Origin of the sequence: Pseudomonas sp. GM17 (assembly GCF_000282175.2) — a bacterium.
GTDB classification, from domain to species: domain Bacteria; phylum Pseudomonadota; class Gammaproteobacteria; order Pseudomonadales; family Pseudomonadaceae; genus Aquipseudomonas; species Aquipseudomonas chlororaphis.
This window is the reverse complement of record NZ_CP124732.1, coordinates 5,651,275-5,667,601: the sequence shown is the minus strand read 5'-3', so window position 1 is coordinate 5,667,601 and position 16,327 is coordinate 5,651,275. Positions and strand designations below refer to the sequence as shown.

The window sequence follows — 16,327 nt, the reverse complement described above, 5'->3', positions numbered from 1 at the left end:
ACTCAGGGACATGGAAGATGAGTCACCCCTCACAGTTCACCTTGCTTCGTACGCGGCGTTTCCTGCCGTTCTTCATTACCCAGTCCCTCGGTGCGTTCAACGACAACATCTTCAAGCAGTCGCTGATCCTCGCCATTCTCTACAAGCTGGCCATCGAGGGTGACCGCTCGATCTGGGTCAACCTCTGCGCCTTGCTGTTTATCCTGCCGTTCTTCCTGTTCTCGGCGCTGGCCGGGCAATTCGGCGAGAAGTTCGCCAAGGATGCGTTGATCCGCCTGATCAAGCTCGGCGAGATCGTGATCATGGCCGTGGGGGCGGTGGGGTTTGTCTTCGATCACCTGTCGCTGATGCTGCTGGCGCTGTTCGCCATGGGCACCCACTCGGCGCTGTTCGGCCCGGTGAAATATTCGATCCTGCCCCAGGCGCTACGGGAGGAAGAGCTGGTGGGGGGCAACGGCCTGGTGGAAATGGGCACTTTCCTGGCGATTCTCGCTGGCACCATAGGCGCCGGGATCATGATGTCCTCCGCCCATTACGCACCGATTGTCTCGACGGCGATCATTGCTGTCGCCGTGCTTGGTTACCTCGCCAGCCGGGGCATCCCCCGGGCTGCGGCGGCCACCCCGGACATGCGTCTGAACTGGAACATCTTCAGCCAGTCCTGGGCCACCCTGCGCCTGGGCCTAGGGCAGACGCCGGCCGTGTCGCGCTCGATCGTCGGCAACTCGTGGTTCTGGTTTGTCGGGGCGATCTACCTGACGCAGATTCCGGCCTATGCCAAGGAGTGGATGCACGGCGACGAGACAGTGGTCACGCTGATCCTCACGGTGTTCTCGGTGGGCATCGCCGCCGGCTCCATGCTGTGCGAGAAGCTTTCGGGACGTAAGGTCGAGATCGGCCTGGTGCCTTTTGGCTCGTTCGGCCTGACGGTGTTCGGTCTGCTGCTGTGGTGGCATTCCGGCGGGATTGCGCCAAGCGAGGCGGGGTACAGCTGGCTCGAGGTACTCGGTCATGGCCATGCCTGGTGGGTGCTGATCGATATTCTCGGCCTGGGCATCTTCGGTGGTTTCTACATCGTGCCGCTGTATGCACTGATTCAGTCGCGGACCCCGGAGAACGAGCGGGCGCGGGTGATTGCCGCGAACAACATTCTCAACGCGCTGTTCATGGTGGTGTCGGCGATTGTCTCGATCGTCTTGCTGAGCCTGGCCAAACTGTCGATCCCGCAGCTGTTCCTGGTGGTGTCGCTGCTGAACATCGCGGTCAACGCCTACATCTTCAAGATCGTCCCCGAGTTCAGCATGCGTTTCATGATCTGGCTGCTCAGCCATTCCATGTATCGGGTCGAGCACCGCAACCTGGAGGCGATCCCGGACGAAGGCGCGGCGTTGCTGGTATGCAATCACGTGTCCTTCGTCGATGCCTTGCTGATCGGCGGTGCGGTGCGGCGGCCGATTCGTTTCGTGATGTATTACAAGATCTACAACCTGCCGGTGCTCAACTTCATCTTCCGTACCGCCGGGACCATTCCGATTGCCGGGCGCAACGAGGACATCCAGATCTACGAAAGGGCGTTCACCCAGATTGCCCGCTACCTCAAGGATGGCGAGCTGGTGTGCATTTTCCCGGAAGGCAAGCTGACCGCCGATGGCGAGATCAATGAGTTCAAGGGTGGGCTGACGCGGATTCTCGAAGAGACGCCGGTGCCGGTGATTCCGCTGGCGTTGCGGGGGCTGTGGGGCAGCTTTTTCAGCCGCGATCCAAGCAAGGGACTGTTCCGCCGCCTGTGGTCGCGAGTGACCCTGGTGGCGGGTTCGGCCGTGACCGCCGACAGTGCCGAACCGGCCCGTTTGCAAACCCTGGTGGGCGAGCTGCGCGGTAGCGTGCGCTAGGTTTCCAGCGCCTATAAAAACGCCCACAGAGTTGTGGGCGTTTTTGTTGGGGCGTTTGCTTGTATCAGGCCGCGCTGACCTTCAAGCCGATCAGCCCGGTAATGATCAGCGCTACGCTGGCCAGGCGGAACAGCGCCATGGACTCACCGAACAGAATGATCCCGGCGATCACCGTGCCGACCGCGCCGACCCCGGTCCAGATGGCATAGGCAGTGCCCAGCGGCAGCTCTTTCATGGCCAGCCCCAGCAGGCCGAGGCTGACCGCCATGGCGGCGATGGTCAGGGCGGTGGGGAGAGGGCGACTGAAACCGTCGGTGTACTTGAGGCCGACGGCCCAGCCCACTTCAAACAGGCCGGCGAAAAACAGAATGATCCAGGACATGATGACCTCCATCGATTGACGGGGTCGTCCCCAGATTAATGACTCGATCGAGCCGCGGGGTCGTCCCCGCGTTGCGCAGTATAGTGCCCATCATTAATCCGGGGATCAAGGTTTCTCCTCAGTCGCTCGCCTGCTGGACAGCCAGTGCGCGGTCGTCCTTTTCGCTCATGCGGCGGAACCAGGTGGAAAGCAGCGCCCCGGAAATGTTGTGCCAGACGCTGAACAGGGCGCTGGGCACCGCCGCCAGCGGCGAGAAGTGCGCGCTGGCCAGGGCGGCGCCGAGGCCGGAGTTCTGCATGCCGACTTCCAGGGCCAGGGACTTGCGTTGCGCCAACGGCAGTTTGAACAGGCGGCCGGTGAAATAACCCAGCAGGTAACCGAAGCTGTTATGCAGCATCACCACGGCCATGATCAGCAGGCCGGACTCGGCGATTTTCGCCTGGCTGGCGGCCACCACCGCGGTGACGATGATCACGATGCTGACCACCGATACCAGCGGCAACACTTCCACCGCATGCCGCACCCGGTCGCCGAGCACACGCTGGGCAATCACCCCGAGCACGATCGGCAGCAGCACCACCTGCAGGATCGACCAGAACAACTCCATGAACGAGACCGGCAGCCAGGCCGAGGCCAGCAGCCAGATCAGGGCCGGGGTCAGCAGTGGCGCCAGCAGGGTGGTGACGGCGGCGATCGCCACCGACAGCGCCAGATCGCCGCGGGCCAGCCAGGTCATGACGTTGGACGACGTACCGCTCGGGCAGCAGCCGACCAGGATCACGCCGACGGCGATTTCCGGCGGCAGGTGGAAGACCTGGCACAGCAACCAGGCCACGCCCGGCATGATCACGAAGTGCGCGACCACGCCCAGGGCCACGCGCCACGGATGGCGCGCGACTTCGGCGAAGTCTTCGAGCTTCAGGGTCAGGCCCATGCCGAACATCACCAGGCCCAGCAGCGGCACGATGGCGCCCTTGAGGCCGATGAACCAGTCTGGCTGCAAGAACGCCACTACCGCGAAAATCAGAACCCAGTAGGCAAAGGTATTGCCGACAAAACGACTTAATGCTGCCAGTGCACGCATGGCCTGTTCCTTCTTATATGAAAACGCCACCGAAAGCGGTGGCGTCTGTGGTGCTCCTGCAGGAGCGAGCGGGTTGGCGATAAGGCCGGGCGGCCCGTCGCCAGCAAGCGGGCTGCTACAAGGTTAGATGCCTTGTGGAATCTCTTCGCCACCCAGGGCTTCGAACAGCGCCGGGAGGAAATCGCCGAAGGTCAGCATCATCAGGGTAAAGCTGGCATCCAGCTGGCCGAGGGCTTCGTCGCCACCGTCCTGCTCCGCCTGATCCTGCAGCAGGTCTTCGAACTTCAGGCGCTTGACCGTCATCTTGTCGTCGAGCATGAAGGACAGTTTGTCCTGCCAGGCCAGGGACAATTGGGTGACCACCTTGCCGGTGCTCAGGTGCAGCTGGATTTCTTCGCTGGTCAGGTCCTGGCGCTTGCAGCGGACGATACCGCCGTCTTCATGGGTGTCGCGCAGCTCGCACTCGTCGAGCACGAAGAAGTCGTCGGCGACTTGTTGGGTTTTCACCCAGTCGGTCATGATCGCGGTCGGCGCGGTCTTCACGGTCAGCGGGCGCACCGGCAGGGTGCCGAGCACTTCGCGCAGGGTGGAAAGCAGGTCTTCGGCGCGTTTCGGGCTGGCCGAGTTGACCAGGATCAGGCCCTGTTTCGGCGCGATGGCGGCGAAAGTCGAGGAGCGGCGGATAAAGGCGCGCGGCAGGAATGCCTGGATGATTTCATCCTTGATCTGATCGCGTTCCTTTTTATAGACCTTGCGCATTTGCTCGGCTTCGATCTCTTCGACCTTTTCCTTGACTGCGTCGCGCACCACGCTGCCAGGCAGAATACGTTCTTCCTTGCGCGCGGCGACCAGCAGGAAGTCCTGGCTGACGTGCACCAGCGGCGCATCTTCGCCTTTGCCGAATGGCGCGACGAAACCGTAAGTGGTCAACTCCTGGCTTGCACATGGACGCGCCAGTTTGGTGGCCAGTGCGGTTTCCAGCGCCTCAGCATCAAAGGGCAGATCTTGGGTCAGGCGATAGATAAGCAGGTTCTTGAACCACATGGGGTGAATCTCTCCTTTATACAAAGGGGGGCATTATTCTCCGCGCAGCTCCATAGGCCAACCCTCCGCTAAGCCTTTGGAAGGCCTGAAAAAATTATTTTAAAAAGTGCTTGCCAGAGTAGGGGGCGCTCCGTAGAATGCGCGCCACACCGAACGTGAAGGGTGATTAGCTCAGCCGGGAGAGCATCTGCCTTACAAGCAGAGGGTCGGCGGTTCGATCCCGTCATCACCCACCATTCGCTTTCAGTGTTACGCGCAGCGGTAGTTCAGTCGGTTAGAATACCGGCCTGTCACGCCGGGGGTCGCGGGTTCGAGTCCCGTCCGCTGCGCCATATTCGATGATCTGGAACACTGAACGCCAGGTCATCACAGAAAGCCCGCTCACGCGGGCTTTTTTGTGCCTGTGTTTCGCGCGAGGCGCCCGATACATCGTAATTCAGCTTTTTTTAATAATTTTTTTATTTAAATCAGCACGTTATGAATTTCTGTGTAATAATGCGCCCCGCAACGAAGGTAAAGGGTGATTAGCTCAGCTGGGAGAGCATCTGCCTTACAAGCAGAGGGTCGGCGGTTCGATCCCGTCATCACCCACCACTTGCTTTCAACGCTACGCGCAGCGGTAGTTCAGTCGGTTAGAATACCGGCCTGTCACGCCGGGGGTCGCGGGTTCGAGTCCCGTCCGCTGCGCCATATTCGATGAGCTGGAACACTGAACGTCAGCTCATCACAGAAAGCCCGCTCACGCGGGCTTTTTGCTGTCTGGAGTATGTAAAAGTTCCCCAAAAAAGCGGCCCGCGGGCCGCTTTTTTCGTTTCTGGATCACTGCTCGGCGTTGCGGCTGTGCCGGTAGTCGCTGACCGCTTCGTACACCGCCTTGCGCAGGCGGTTGATGCCGCCGATGGGGCGGTGCGCTTCCAGCCCGAACCAGGGGTTGAAGGACAGGTTGTCGCATTGCAGGTTCTGCCGCGGGGTATCGAAGTCCTGGGCAGGAATTTTGATCCGCGCCACTGTTTCGAAGGGCGCATCGCTTTCCCGCCATTCGATGCTGGTGTCTTCGATGGGCATGTAGTGGCTTGGGTCCTGGCGCTGCACCTGCAACACGAAGCAGGCCGGCACGCGGTCGGTCGACAGCTGCTGGTTCAGGGCGTTGCGTAGAAAGTTGGGCAGGGCCTGGTTTTGTGCGGGCAGGTTGTACACCGGGCAGCTGTCGGGATCCGGCGCGACGCGGAACTTGGCGTTGGCGCTGCCGAACTTGTAGGGCGAAACCGAAAAATAGCGGGTTTGCGTCGGGCTGGCCGGGGGCGGCGACAGGGTGGCCAAGGCGATGAACAGATGACGAACCTGCCAGGTGCGTGGGTCCCAACCGGGGAAAAAGGCTCCGACCTTTTTTCCGTCCGCCTGCGCGGCGACATTCTGCCGGTACTCGGCGACATCGCTGACGAAGAAGTTCGGATGGTTGAACATCACGAAATCCTGTTCGCCACGGCCCTGCTGTTCCTTCAATAGCTGGGTGCCGGGCACATTCAACAACTTGATCGCCATCCCGCGTGCGTCACGAATGCTGTCGAACTGTGGATAAGCATTGCCGTTGGACAGCCGCACCATGGCTTGCCAGGTCTTGCCGGGTTCGGCGAATACGCCCTGGCGCAACGGCGGCGCCAGTTGCTCGAGCACCTGGACCTCGGCCTTTACGCAGCCGTGGGCCTTGGCATGGGCGTCGCGCAGGTAACGGGTGTTATCCCGGTGCTGATCGACGATGCGCACGGCGGTCTGGATGATGTCCTGGGCCATGGCGGCTTCGCCGGGCGGAACCTGTTCTTCGGTCGAGACCGGCCCCTGGTAGCGCCAGATTGACCAGGCGCTGTTCAGCGCCCAGCCGAGCAGGGCGATCAGCACCAGCAGCAGAAGTGTCTTGAGCAGCAGCGCACCGATGCGCAGCCATAAGGTGATCAGCATGAAACCGTCCTTTCGATGAGGGCCAGGGTCATGGCAGTTGCGCCTCCAGCGGCCCGCCCAGCACTTTCAGGTACTCCAGCAGGGCCCAGCGTTCCTCGGGTTGCAGCAGGCGGCCGATCACCCCGTCGCCACGCTTGCCCGAACGGAATTCATGGCCGCTGTTGTGATTGCCGCTGATCCTGGTATCGAACAGGAAGCCGTTCTTGAACGGCTCGGTACGATAGCCCAGATGCTTCGGATCGTATTCGAAGGTGCCTTTATAGAAGGTGCTGGCGCGTTCGTCCTGAGGCGAAAGCAACTGGTACAGGCTGGGCACCGAGCCGTTATGCAGGAAGGGCGGGGTAGCCCATACCCCGGCCAGCGGCCGGGCCTTGTAGGCGCGCAGTTCGCGGACGCCGATCGGCAAGCCATAGCCGTCGAGTCGCGGGCGTTCCTCCGGAGTCACCTGGGCGTCCCGGTAAGCGTGCTCCTCAACGAAGGCAGTGACATAGGCCAGGCCCTTGGCCGCTGACAGCTGGCGCATGTCCAGCGGCTCCGTGGGCGTGGGGTGCAACTGGACATTTGATTGCGCCAGTTCGGCGGCGTCCCATTGCAGCGCGCTCAGGTCGTAACGCTGATCGGCAATATTGTTGGCCGTATTCGAGTCGGTACCGATCACTGCAACCGGCAGCATCTTCAGTTGTTGTACCGGGCGCCCGTTGATCTCGGTGACCGGCGGGACATGGCAACCTGCGCAGTTTTCCGCGAACAGCGCTCGCCCCTTGGCCGCCAGGGGCTTGTCGATGTCGCCGAACAGTTCTTCTGGCCAGGTCGGCGGTTTCAGTCGTTGCAGGGTTTCTTCGATGCGATTGAGGTCGCGCACCCGAACGCTCGACGGGTAGCGGGCGTCGCCCTTGAGCGGCTGGCCCTGGGCATCGAAGAAGTTCAGGGTGGCGCCTACACCCAGCGCCTCGCCGATATTGCGGGCCATGGGTTGCTGGGCCGAGCCGTTCCACTGCACCCAGTCGAAGGTCCAGATGTCCCATAGCTGCGGATAGTCCACCGGTGCGTTGGCTACCCGATAATTGTCAGGGGAAATGGCGTCGCCGAAGCTGGCATTGGCGATCCGGCCAAAGGCATCGGTACGTCCGGGGCCTTCCTCGGTGGGATAGAGGCCGCGGTGAGTGTCGTTCCAGGCGACGTGCAGGAAGGTGTCCAGCGACGCCTTGAAGTCCTTGCGCAGTTGTTCATGCTCGGCGTCGTAGTTCTGGCCCAGCACGTTGCGGGCGAAGCGCTCGAATTTCCACGGGTTGTAATAGGTCGACGCCAGGCTGGCGACCAGCGCCTGGCCGAAGCTGCCGCCGCGCAGGGTGGGCACGCTGGAGGGCAATACATGTTGCGCCGAACCGCCGTCGACCCGCAGGGCCTGCTGGTTGTAGCGCAGCTCGCCGGTGTGGCAGGCGGCACAGGTGATGTCCAGGTACTGCTGCGGGCTGCCAGGGTTCTGATGGCGGGTGAAGCCGACCGGCAGGTTCGCCGGGTTATCGGCGCTGGCCTGTTGCGCCGGATCCACCAGGAAGCCGAAGCGGGCCAGGTACTGCGGCGCGGCGAAGCGTTGCGTGGAGAAGGGCAGTTCCAGGGCGGCGAACCACTCATAACGCAGGCCCTTCACCTGAGTGCCCTGGGGGGTGAAGTAATAGGTCTGGCGGTCGGCGGCGCTCCATTGATCCTGATAGTGCACCTGCCGGGCGGGCATATAGTCGGGCAATTTCGGATTGGCCACGTAATACAGGACCACGGCCAGGGCGACGCCGATCAGGGCGAGGATCAAGAGCAAAACACGGGATAAGAGGCGCAAGATAAACATCCTTGTCGAGTTGTGGCTCTCTTATGCCTCAAGGGCAAACTGCCGGGCAAGTGGCCATTACGTCCGCTGTCATTACTTTGCGGTCGGGGTGTTCTTTCCCGCGCTCGTTGTAATGGCTGGCGAAATGCTTTTAAACACGTGAACTTATCGGGCTAATCCGGCTCTCATGCCGGTAGCCATTGGTCGTGGCCGCCTGATAAGCTCGCGGCTTTACTCGATTGCCCTTTAGGCGCATGAACAAGGAAATAGCATGAAACAGCATCGGTTAGCGGCGGCGGTAGCCCTGGTTAGCCTGGTACTTGCGGGTTGTGACTCGCAGACCAGCGTGGAGCTGAAAACCCCGGCGCAGAAAGCTTCCTATGGTATCGGCCTGAACATGGGCAAAAGCCTTGCCCAGGAAGGTATGGATGACCTGGATTCCAAAGCGGTAGCCCAGGGCATCGAAGATGCCATCGGCAAGAAAGAACAGAAGCTGAAAGACGACGAACTGGTCGAAGCCTTCGCCGCGCTGCAAAAGCGTGCTGAAGAGCGCATGGCCAAGATCAGCGAAGAGTCGGCAGCAGCCGGCAAGAAATTCCTCGAAGAAAACGGCAAGAAGGCTGGCGTGACCACTACCGCCTCCGGCCTGCAGTACGAAGTGCTGAAAAAAGCCGATGGCGCCCAGCCTAAGCCGACCGACGTGGTGACCGTTCACTACACCGGCACCCTGACCAACGGCACTGTGTTCGACAGTTCGGTCGAGCGCGGCAGCCCGATCGATCTGCCGGTCAGCGGCGTGATTCCGGGGTGGGTCGAAGGCCTGCAACTGATGCACGTCGGCGAAAAGTACAAACTGTACATCCCGAGCGATCTGGCCTACGGCGCACAGAGCCCGAGCCCGGCCATTCCGGCCAACTCGGTTCTGGTGTTCGAGCTGGAACTGCTGGGTATCAAGGATCCAGCGAAACAAGACGACGCCAAGTAATCTTCGTCTGGTTCAATGACAACGCCCCGTCCTTACGGGGCGTTGTCGTATCTGGTCGTTGGTCCGGGAAAAAATGCGAACCCACGGCATAAGGCATAGTCTTAACAGCATGTGTTGCGGCTAGCCGCATGAGGCTGCCAAGTCAATGAAATTATGGGTTTTTTTATGTGAGTAAAAAACGCCCGATCTGAGCCGAGCCCTTGTAAAACGGGGCTTTCAGCTGTGAAAAGCGGCTCTGTTCACAAGGTTATCCACAATTTGTGTGGATAACATTTCAGTGGGAGTGACGATGAAAGCACCCTGGAATTTTGCCCGCTTCCTGCCCCTGGCCGGCCGCTTGCTCAGCCGTGGCCGACTGCCGACCCTGTTGTTCGCCGTGGCCAGCAAAGGCGCCTTGCAAGGCGGCCGTCTTGGCAAGCTCAAGGACGATCTGCGTCTGCTGCAGGCCCTGTGCCTGGCTTACTGGCGTGGCGAGTACCGCGCCATCAGCCCCAAGGCGCTGCTGTCGGTGGTCGCGGGCCTGATGTACTTCCTCAGCCCGCTGGATGCCATCCCGGACTTCCTGCCGATGTTCGGCATGCTCGACGATATCGCCGTTCTGGCCTGGATCATGAAAACCCTGGACGGCGAACTCAGCGCCTTTCGCGCCTGGCGCAATCGCCAGCAACCGGAGAAGCTGGCGGTAGTGGAACGTTTGCCCGACACCCCGGAACAACTGCAATTGGAAGGTCCGAAGAAAAACTGAGGTGAATTCGGATCCATACAACGATGCCCCCGCGACCTTAGTGACTGTTAGGATTACACTTCATAAGGAAAAGTCCGACTCGTTATGTGTCGTCCTACGGGGTAGTAATGGATATTCAGATAATTGCACGCGATGGCGAGCCCGAATATGCGGTTCTGCCATGGGCTCAGTATCAGGCTTTGCTAAAAGCCGCAGGTATCACCGAACAATCTCCGCGAGAAGCCAGGGGGGGTATCGCGACCACAGCCGACCAGCCGCTTCCAGGTCTGGATCAACTTCGCAGTTTGCGTGAAGCCAAGGGCATCGCCATTGAGGCGCTTGCCCGTACGGTAGGTATCAGTCCGTCATATCTGGCCATGATTGAAAGCGGTGAGCGTCAACCCGACGCCGCTATACGCCGTAGCCTGGCCTGGGAATTGACGGTTCCGGGTTGGAGGGATGAATCGTGAGCGTAAGGATCAGTCGTCAACATTGGGATGGCCTGTTGGGGGAACTCGACCAGGCCCGTCGGCAACGCCATCTTTTGACCTATCGCGCTCTGCTTGAGCGCTTGCAGCTACCCAGCCCCGCCATGCAGACCCTGACGGCGGCCCTTGAACATCTGGCCGCGCTGGATGCGCGTGCGGAGCAGCCGTTGCGCAGTTCGCTGGTGATCAGCCAGGGGGCGAGTCGATTGCCGCGCACCGGTTTTTTCGAGTGTGCGGAGCGCCTCGGGCGTTTTTCCGGGCCTTCCGATGGGGTCGCGGCCGCGTCGTGGCACGCCTCGGAAGTGGTTCGTGTGTTCGAGTACGAATACCCCGAGTCGGTGGAGGCCTGAGTGTTCTGGCGCCTCAAGGCGCGAGCCGGCTACTGGCTGGCTCGCCGGTTGTTTCATTGGCCCTGGTTTGTGCGTCAACCTCGGGGCTGGCACTGGTTGGAGGGGCAATTGGCGCGCATGGCGAACCTGGGGGACGTCGACGCACAGAGCTTTTATGGCCATATCCTGACCTTTCGTGGCCAGGGGCTGGGGGCTCGCGAAGAAGGCATACGCCTGTTACGTCTTGCCGGCTTGGCCGGGGACGCCAAGGCGGCCTATCAGATGGGCGTCATCAGCCTGGCCGGTTCGCCCAGCAAGGCCGCGGATGCGGCGCAAGCCGCCCGTTGGTGGGCCCTGGCGGCGAAAGCCGGGCATCCCCTGGCCGAGGTCAAGCTGGCGCAGCTGAATCAGTCGAGTACGCCGGACCCGCAAGCTGGTCCGCGTCAGCCGTAAAGCCGTCTGCCATCTGGCGGCTGTCGATCACATGGATGCTGTAGCCCGGCACGTTCTTGGCGTGGTGCTTGGCTTGCGAGGCCAGCTCGGCCAACTGGCTGGCATCGAGTTGTCCACAGGCCTGTGGATACAGGTGCACCACGCCAATGGACAGTGACAGCAAGGCGAACTCCTGGCGAATGCCCTGGCGGTTGGGGGCGATGAAGCAGCCGGCTTCCAGGTGTTCGCTGCGATAAAAACGCCGGCACTGGCTATGGAAGTCGTCCAGCAGCTGGTTCAGGCGTTTTTGCCAGTCCTCGGGGCCCAATACCAGGAGAAAGTCGTCGCCGCCGATATGGCCGACGAAATCGCGGCTGGGGTCCACCCGGTCATTCAGGCACTGCGCCAGGCACAACAGCACTTCATCGCCACGGCCGTAGCCATAGATATCGTTGAAGGGTTTGAAGCTGTCGATGTCCACGTAACAGATCAGCGATTCCCGTCCTTGTTGCAGCAGGTGGGTCAGGCACTGCTGGATCGGCACGTTGCCAGGCAGCAGGGTCAATGGGTTGGCATAACGCGCCTGCTGGATCTTCAGCTCGGTAATCAGCTTGAGCACATCGATCACCCGCCCCAGGCCCAGGTAGCTACCGTTGAGGGTGATGATGAAATCCTCTTCGATCCGTTGCCGGGCACGACTGGTGATCAGGCGGCTGACTTGTTGCAGCGACTGGCTGATCTCTACCGCGAGGAAGTCATCGTTCATCAGGCGGCTGATGGGCTTGCGGGCAAACAGGTCGGTGGCGAAGGGCTTGAGCAGGGCATCGGACAATGAATGGCGGTGCACGATGCCGCAGGGCTGGCCCTGTTCGTCGAGCACCGCCAGCGAGTTGAGGTTGGCCTGGCGGCGGAAGGCTTCCAGCACCGTGGCCGTCGGTATGTCGCGTGCTACCGCTGGTTGTTCGTTGAGCAGGGCACTGAGGTCGCTGCCTTCGTCGTTGAGCGTCGCGGGAGTGCTTTCGCGCTTGGGCAGCAGGTTGCGGCCATCGCGGGGCGGATGTTCCTGGGGGCGGCAGAGCAGGTAACCCTGTAGCAGGTCCACGCCCATTTCCGTGAGCACCTCCAGCTCTTCCGCCACTTCGATGCCCTCGGCGATCACCTGGGCGCGGGAGGCCTTGGCAATTTGCAGGATCGAACCGACGAACTCGCGCTTGAGGGCATCCTGATGAATGCCGTCGATAAAGTGCCGGTCGATCTTCACGTAGTCCGGGCGCAGCTCGGACCACAGGCGCAGGCTCGAGTAACCGGCGCCGAGGTCGTCCAGGGCGATCGAGAAACCCATGTCACGATAATGATGCAGCGCATTGTGCAGCAGCTGGAAGTCATCGATTGGCGTCTGCTCGGTGAGTTCGATCACCACCTGGCTCGGCGGAATACCGAAGTTTTGCAGCAATTGCAGGGTGCGCCCGGGCTGGTGGGCAGCCTCCAGCAGCGATTCCGGAGAGACGTTGAGGAACAGCTTGCCGGGCAACTGCTGCTCGCTGAACCCCTTGCAGGCGCTCTGGCGGCAAGCGATTTCCAGCTCGTTGAGGCGTCCGGCCTGGCGGGCCACGGCAAACAGGGCGACAGGGGAGTGCAGCGGGCTGTTGGACGGACCACGGGTCAAGGCTTCATAGCCGAGAATGCGTCGTTCGGAGAGGCAGATGATCGGCTGGAACAGACTGTGCAAACCGCTTTGAGCCAGGATTGAACTCAAGGCACTCAGCTGTTCGGTCGTGGTCATGGCGATCTCTGTCGATAAAAAAAGGACCGGGCGCGCCCTTGATTCAAGAGCAGCGCCCGGTCCTTTATTTCACGACAGAACGATGACTGTTTGATGACGCTCCGAGGAGCGTCAGCATTAAATTGCCATCATCTCAGTGCTTGGCGACCGCGGTGTTGAGCTTCAGGTAATCGAGGAGGATTCGCCCGGTTTCGCTGAGGTAAGCGTCGTCTTCCGGCTTGGTCTTGTCCGGATCGGCGGCCGCAATGGCGTCCTCGTCTTCTTTCTTCAGCTCCTTGAGTGGCTCTTCACCCTTGGCCTTGCGGCGGATGTTTTCCAGCGCCAGCTGCTTGGCCTCGATGTCGGCGTGCTGCGCCCGACGTTCGGCTTCGTTGAGGCTGACGGTTTTTTCCGCCATCAGCTTCTTGGCCAGGGCCAGCTTGTCGCGGATGAAGACGAACTCGGCGTCCTTGGCCGAGCGCACGTCATGCTCGGATTTCAGCTGCGCGAGGAACGGCTTGAACGGATCCACCGCTGGCTTGATGGCCGGGCGAATGGTGTCCCATGGCATGGCTTCGGGCAGGGCGCTTTCGCCGATTTCCTTGGTGTCGATGATCGACGGGTAATCGATGTCCGGCAGCACGCCCTGATGCTGGGTACTCTGCCCGGAAACCCGGTAGAACTTGGCCAGGGTCAGTTTCAGCTCGCCGTGGTTGAGCGGCTGGATGGTCTGCACGGTACCTTTGCCGAAGGTCTGGCCACCGATGATCAGGGCACGGTGATAGTCCTGCATCGCACCGGCGAAAATCTCCGAGGCCGAGGCCGAGAGACGGTTGACCAGCAGCGCCATCGGCCCTTTGTAGAAGGCGCCAGGGTTTTCATCTTCGAGCACGTCGACCCGGCCGTCGGCGTTACGCACCAGCACGGTAGGGCCCTTGTCGATGAACAGGCTGGTCAGCTCGGTGGCTTCCTGCAGGGAACCGCCGCCGTTGTTGCGCAGGTCGATGACCACGCCGTCGACCTTGTCTTTCTGCAACTCGGTCAGCAGTTTCTTCACGTCACGGGTGGTGCTCTTGTAGTCCGGATCGCCGGCACGGAAGGCCTTGAAGTCCAGGTAGAAGGCCGGGATCTCGATCACCCCGAGCTTGTAGTCCTTGCCGTCCTGCTTGAGGTTGAGGATCGACTTCTTCGCCGCCTGCTCTTCCAGCTTCACCGCTTCGCGGGTGATGGAGACGATCTTGCTGGTCTGGTCGTTCGGCGCGTTGCTCGCCGGGATGATTTCCAGGCGCACCACCGAGCCTTTCGGACCACGGATCAGTTTGACCACTTCGTCCAGGCGCCAGCCGACCACGTCGACCATTTCCTTGTCGCCCTGGGCCACGCCGATGATCTTGTCCGCCGGGGCCACCTGCTTGGTCTTGTCGGCCGGGCCGGCCGGCACCAGGCGCACGACCTTGACCTGGTCGTTGTCGCTCTGCAACACGGCGCCGATGCCTTCCAGCGACAGGCTCATGTTGATGTCGAAGTTCTCCGCGTTATCTGGCGACAGATAGTTGGTGTGCGGGTCGTAGGACATGGCGAAGGTGTTGATGTACGCCTGGAAGATATCTTCGGCGCGGGTCTGGTCCAGGCGGGCGAGCTGATTCTTGTAGCGCTTGGTCAGCGTTTCCTGAATCTGCTTGGGTTCCTTGCCGGCGATCTTCATGCGCAGGACTTCGTCCTTGACGCGCTTGCGCCACAGGTCGTCGAGTTCCGCGGTGGTCTTGAGCCACGGCGCGTCCTTGCGATCGATCAGCAAGGACTCCTTGGTGGTGAAGTCGAATTTGTCGACACCTTTGCCCAGCTCGGCCAGGGCAAAGTCCAGGCGCGCCTTGACGCGGTCCAGGTAGCGTTTGTAAATGATGAAGCCGGCGTTCAGGTCACCGCTTTTCAGGAAGTCGTCGAACTGGGTTTTCCACTTGTCGAATTCCGCGATGTCGCTGGCCATGAAGTAGCTGCGCGACGGGTCCAGCAGCTTCAGGTAGCTGTCATAGATGATCGCCGAGCGCGCGTCGTCCAGCGGTGGCTTGCTGTAGTGATGACGCTTGAGCAGCTCGACGACATTGAGGCTGGCAATTACCTCGTCGCGATCCGGCTGAAGTTTGTCCCAGCTATTGGCTGCGAACGTATTGGTCGACATCGGCAGCAGACCGAGACCAATGAAAAGAGCGAGGGCGGTGCTGGGGAACAAATGCTTCATGCTGATTCGACGCGGGGGCAATTGATAACGCATATTAGGCCGTCTTTGAAGTCGCCGGTTCCACAAGGACCGGTCGCATAATGCAAAAAGCCCGGTGCTACAGCTCCGGGCTCAGTCCAGACTCACTATGGAGGCACTGTGAAAGCATTGCAAGGCGTTGAAGGTCATGTGGAGTGGGTTGAAGAGCCCAGTCCGACGTGCGACGTAGGACAAGTGCGAATCCGTGTGGCGGCCGCGGGACTGAACCGGGCCGACCTGTTGCAACGGGCCGGGCTCTATCCGCCGCCACCGGGCGCCAGCAAGGTGCTGGGCCTTGAGTGCTCGGGGGTGATCAGCGAGGTCGGCCCGGGTTCTGCGTGGCAGGTCGGCGATCGGGTCTGCGCACTGCTGGCCGGGGGCGGCATGGCCGAGGAAGTGGTGGTCGATGCCCGTCATGTCCTGCCGGTGCCGGAAGGGCTGTCCCTGGCGCAAGCGGCGGTGCTGCCCGAGGTGTACAGCACCGCCTGGCTGAACCTGTTCCAGCTGGCGGCCCTCAAGCCGGGGGAAAAGGTCCTGCTGCACGCCGGCGCCAGTGGTGTCGGTTCGGCCGCGATCCAGTTGTGCAAGGCATTCGGCAACCCGTGCTGGGTCAGCGTCGGTTCCGCCGACCGCCTGGCCTACTGTGAAGCGCTGGGGGCCCAGGGTGGCGTGGTGCGCACCGATGGCCTGGAAGGCCTGCGGGATTTCGGGCCGTTCGATGTGATCCTGGATCCGGTCGGCGCCAACTATGCCGCGCATAACGTCAAGCTGCTGGCTCTGGACGGGCGCTGGGTGCTGATCGGCTTGATGGGCGGGCGCGAGGCCCAGTTGGACCTGTCGCAGATCCTCGGCAAGCGCATCCAGTTGCTGGGTTCGACCTTGCGCAGCCGCGACGAGCAGTTCAAGGCCGATCTGTTCAGCGACCTCAGCCAGCATGTCTGGCCACTGTTCGCCGAAGGGCGCCTGAGCCCGCAGCTGGCCATGACCTTCCCGATCAAGGACGCCGAAGCGGCCTTTGCCGAGCTGGCGACCAACCAGGTGTCGGGCAAGCTGGTGCTGCTGATCGACGAGACCTTGGCCTGATCCTGTAGCCGCTGCCGAAGGCTGCGATAAGCCCGAAGGGCTTTTTAGCGATCTTCAGATCTTGCGCCCACGTTGTGGGCGATC

General features: G+C 61.5%; 14 protein-coding genes and 4 tRNA genes. 11 read left to right on the top strand and 7 right to left on the bottom strand.

The annotated features are described in order from the left end of the window. Positions 1–17 precede the first annotated feature (17 nt). Positions 18–1,892, top strand: coding sequence for an MFS transporter (locus PMI20_RS25155; RefSeq protein ID WP_007927817.1), 1,875 nt, complete (start codon positions 18–20; stop codon positions 1,890–1,892). A 64-nt stretch (positions 1,893–1,956) separates the two neighbouring features. Here PMI20_RS25155 and sugE read toward each other — a convergent pair whose 3' ends face one another. The 3 genes from sugE to rdgC all read right to left on the bottom strand — a co-directional run bounded on the left by sugE (position 1,957) and on the right by rdgC (position 4,402). Further along, complete coding sequence (gene sugE / locus PMI20_RS25150) at positions 1,957–2,274, bottom strand: quaternary ammonium compound efflux SMR transporter SugE (protein WP_007927818.1); 318 nt, start codon at positions 2,272–2,274, stop codon at positions 1,957–1,959. 118 nt (positions 2,275–2,392) lie between these two features. Continuing rightward, positions 2,393–3,358: a bile acid:sodium symporter family protein gene (locus tag PMI20_RS25145; RefSeq protein ID WP_007927819.1), complete on the bottom strand. Its 966-nt coding sequence runs from the start codon at positions 3,356–3,358 to the stop codon at positions 2,393–2,395. 123 nt (positions 3,359–3,481) lie between these two features. After that, the gene (gene rdgC, locus PMI20_RS25140; protein ID WP_007927820.1) at positions 3,482–4,402 is read right to left on the bottom strand and encodes a recombination-associated protein RdgC; all 921 of its coding nucleotides are present in this window, start codon (positions 4,400–4,402) and stop codon (positions 3,482–3,484) included. Positions 4,403–4,562: 160 nt separating this feature from the next. On the opposite strand from rdgC, the gene PMI20_RS25135 reads away from it, so the two are divergent. From PMI20_RS25135 to PMI20_RS25120, 4 genes are all read left to right on the top strand, one after another. Then, positions 4,563–4,638 (top strand) — tRNA-Val (locus PMI20_RS25135). A gap of 19 nt (positions 4,639–4,657) precedes the next feature. Further along, positions 4,658–4,734 (top strand) — tRNA-Asp (locus PMI20_RS25130). Positions 4,735–4,920: 186 nt separating this feature from the next. Beyond that, positions 4,921–4,996 (top strand) — tRNA-Val (locus PMI20_RS25125). A gap of 19 nt (positions 4,997–5,015) precedes the next feature. Then, positions 5,016–5,092: transfer RNA gene (locus PMI20_RS25120), tRNA-Asp, on the top strand. 129 nt (positions 5,093–5,221) lie between these two features. On the opposite strand, the gene PMI20_RS25115 is transcribed toward PMI20_RS25120, so the two are convergent. Together PMI20_RS25115 and PMI20_RS25110 are read right to left on the bottom strand one after the other, a co-directional pair. Then, positions 5,222–6,358 carry a catalase family protein gene (locus PMI20_RS25115; protein WP_007927821.1) on the bottom strand — a complete coding sequence of 379 codons (1,137 nt, stop codon included), beginning with the start codon at positions 6,356–6,358 and terminating at the stop codon, positions 5,222–5,224. A 28-nt stretch (positions 6,359–6,386) separates the two neighbouring features. After that, on the bottom strand, positions 6,387–8,195 hold the full coding sequence (locus PMI20_RS25110; RefSeq protein ID WP_007927822.1) for a di-heme-cytochrome C peroxidase: 1,809 nt from the start codon (positions 8,193–8,195) through the stop codon (positions 6,387–6,389). Between the two features lie 259 nt (positions 8,196–8,454). Here PMI20_RS25110 and bamJ point away from each other — a divergent pair, with 259 nt between their 5' ends. The 5 genes from bamJ (at position 8,455) to PMI20_RS25085 (ending at position 11,162) form a co-directional block, all read left to right on the top strand. Next, a complete protein-coding gene (gene bamJ / locus PMI20_RS25105; RefSeq protein WP_007927823.1) occupies positions 8,455–9,168 on the top strand; it encodes a BamJ family beta-barrel-assembly machinery protein in 714 nt (237 codons plus the stop codon). Between the two features lie 289 nt (positions 9,169–9,457). Beyond that, complete coding sequence (locus PMI20_RS25100; protein ID WP_007927824.1) at positions 9,458–9,913, top strand: YkvA family protein; 456 nt, start codon at positions 9,458–9,460, stop codon at positions 9,911–9,913. Positions 9,914–10,020: 107 nt separating this feature from the next. Next, positions 10,021–10,362: a helix-turn-helix domain-containing protein gene (locus tag PMI20_RS25095; protein WP_081502448.1), complete on the top strand. Its 342-nt coding sequence runs from the start codon at positions 10,021–10,023 to the stop codon at positions 10,360–10,362. Next, positions 10,359–10,730, top strand: a complete 372-nt coding sequence (locus PMI20_RS25090; RefSeq protein WP_007927825.1) for a hypothetical protein — start codon at positions 10,359–10,361, stop codon at positions 10,728–10,730. The genes PMI20_RS25095 and PMI20_RS25090 overlap by 4 nt, the downstream gene beginning before the upstream one ends. Further along, a complete protein-coding gene (locus PMI20_RS25085) occupies positions 10,731–11,162 on the top strand; it encodes a hypothetical protein (RefSeq protein ID WP_007927830.1) in 432 nt (143 codons plus the stop codon). On the opposite strand, the gene PMI20_RS25080 is transcribed toward PMI20_RS25085, so the two are convergent. Both PMI20_RS25080 and PMI20_RS25075 read right to left on the bottom strand, forming a co-directional pair. Continuing rightward, complete coding sequence (locus PMI20_RS25080) at positions 11,098–12,924, bottom strand: bifunctional diguanylate cyclase/phosphodiesterase (RefSeq protein WP_007927833.1); 1,827 nt, start codon at positions 12,922–12,924, stop codon at positions 11,098–11,100. The two genes, PMI20_RS25085 and PMI20_RS25080, sit on opposite strands and share 65 nt — an antisense overlap. A 133-nt stretch (positions 12,925–13,057) precedes the next feature. Beyond that, complete coding sequence (locus PMI20_RS25075; protein ID WP_007927834.1) at positions 13,058–15,142, bottom strand: carboxy terminal-processing peptidase; 2,085 nt, start codon at positions 15,140–15,142, stop codon at positions 13,058–13,060. 138 nt (positions 15,143–15,280) lie between these two features. On the opposite strand from PMI20_RS25075, the gene PMI20_RS25070 reads away from it, so the two are divergent. Further along, entirely contained in the window at positions 15,281–16,243 is a 963-nt protein-coding gene (locus tag PMI20_RS25070) for a zinc-binding dehydrogenase (protein ID WP_007927835.1), read from the top strand. The last annotated feature ends 84 nt before the right edge of the window (positions 16,244–16,327 follow it).

Coding starts and splice junctions, on each gene's coding strand:
- PMI20_RS25155 (WP_007927817.1), top strand. CDS start 18: ATGAGTCACCCCTCACAGTTCACCTTGCTTCGTACGCGGCGTTTCCTG.
- sugE (WP_007927818.1), bottom strand. CDS start 2,274: ATGTCCTGGATCATTCTGTTTTTCGCCGGCCTGTTTGAAGTGGGCTGG.
- PMI20_RS25145 (WP_007927819.1), bottom strand. CDS start 3,358: ATGCGTGCACTGGCAGCATTAAGTCGTTTTGTCGGCAATACCTTTGCC.
- rdgC (WP_007927820.1), bottom strand. CDS start 4,402: ATGTGGTTCAAGAACCTGCTTATCTATCGCCTGACCCAAGATCTGCCC.
- PMI20_RS25115 (WP_007927821.1), bottom strand. CDS start 6,358: ATGCTGATCACCTTATGGCTGCGCATCGGTGCGCTGCTGCTCAAGACA.
- bamJ (WP_007927823.1), top strand. CDS start 8,455: ATGAAACAGCATCGGTTAGCGGCGGCGGTAGCCCTGGTTAGCCTGGTA.
- PMI20_RS25100 (WP_007927824.1), top strand. CDS start 9,458: ATGAAAGCACCCTGGAATTTTGCCCGCTTCCTGCCCCTGGCCGGCCGC.
- PMI20_RS25095 (WP_081502448.1), top strand. CDS start 10,021: ATGGATATTCAGATAATTGCACGCGATGGCGAGCCCGAATATGCGGTT.
- PMI20_RS25080 (WP_007927833.1), bottom strand. CDS start 12,924: ATGACCACGACCGAACAGCTGAGTGCCTTGAGTTCAATCCTGGCTCAA.
- PMI20_RS25075 (WP_007927834.1), bottom strand. CDS start 15,142: ATGAAGCATTTGTTCCCCAGCACCGCCCTCGCTCTTTTCATTGGTCTC.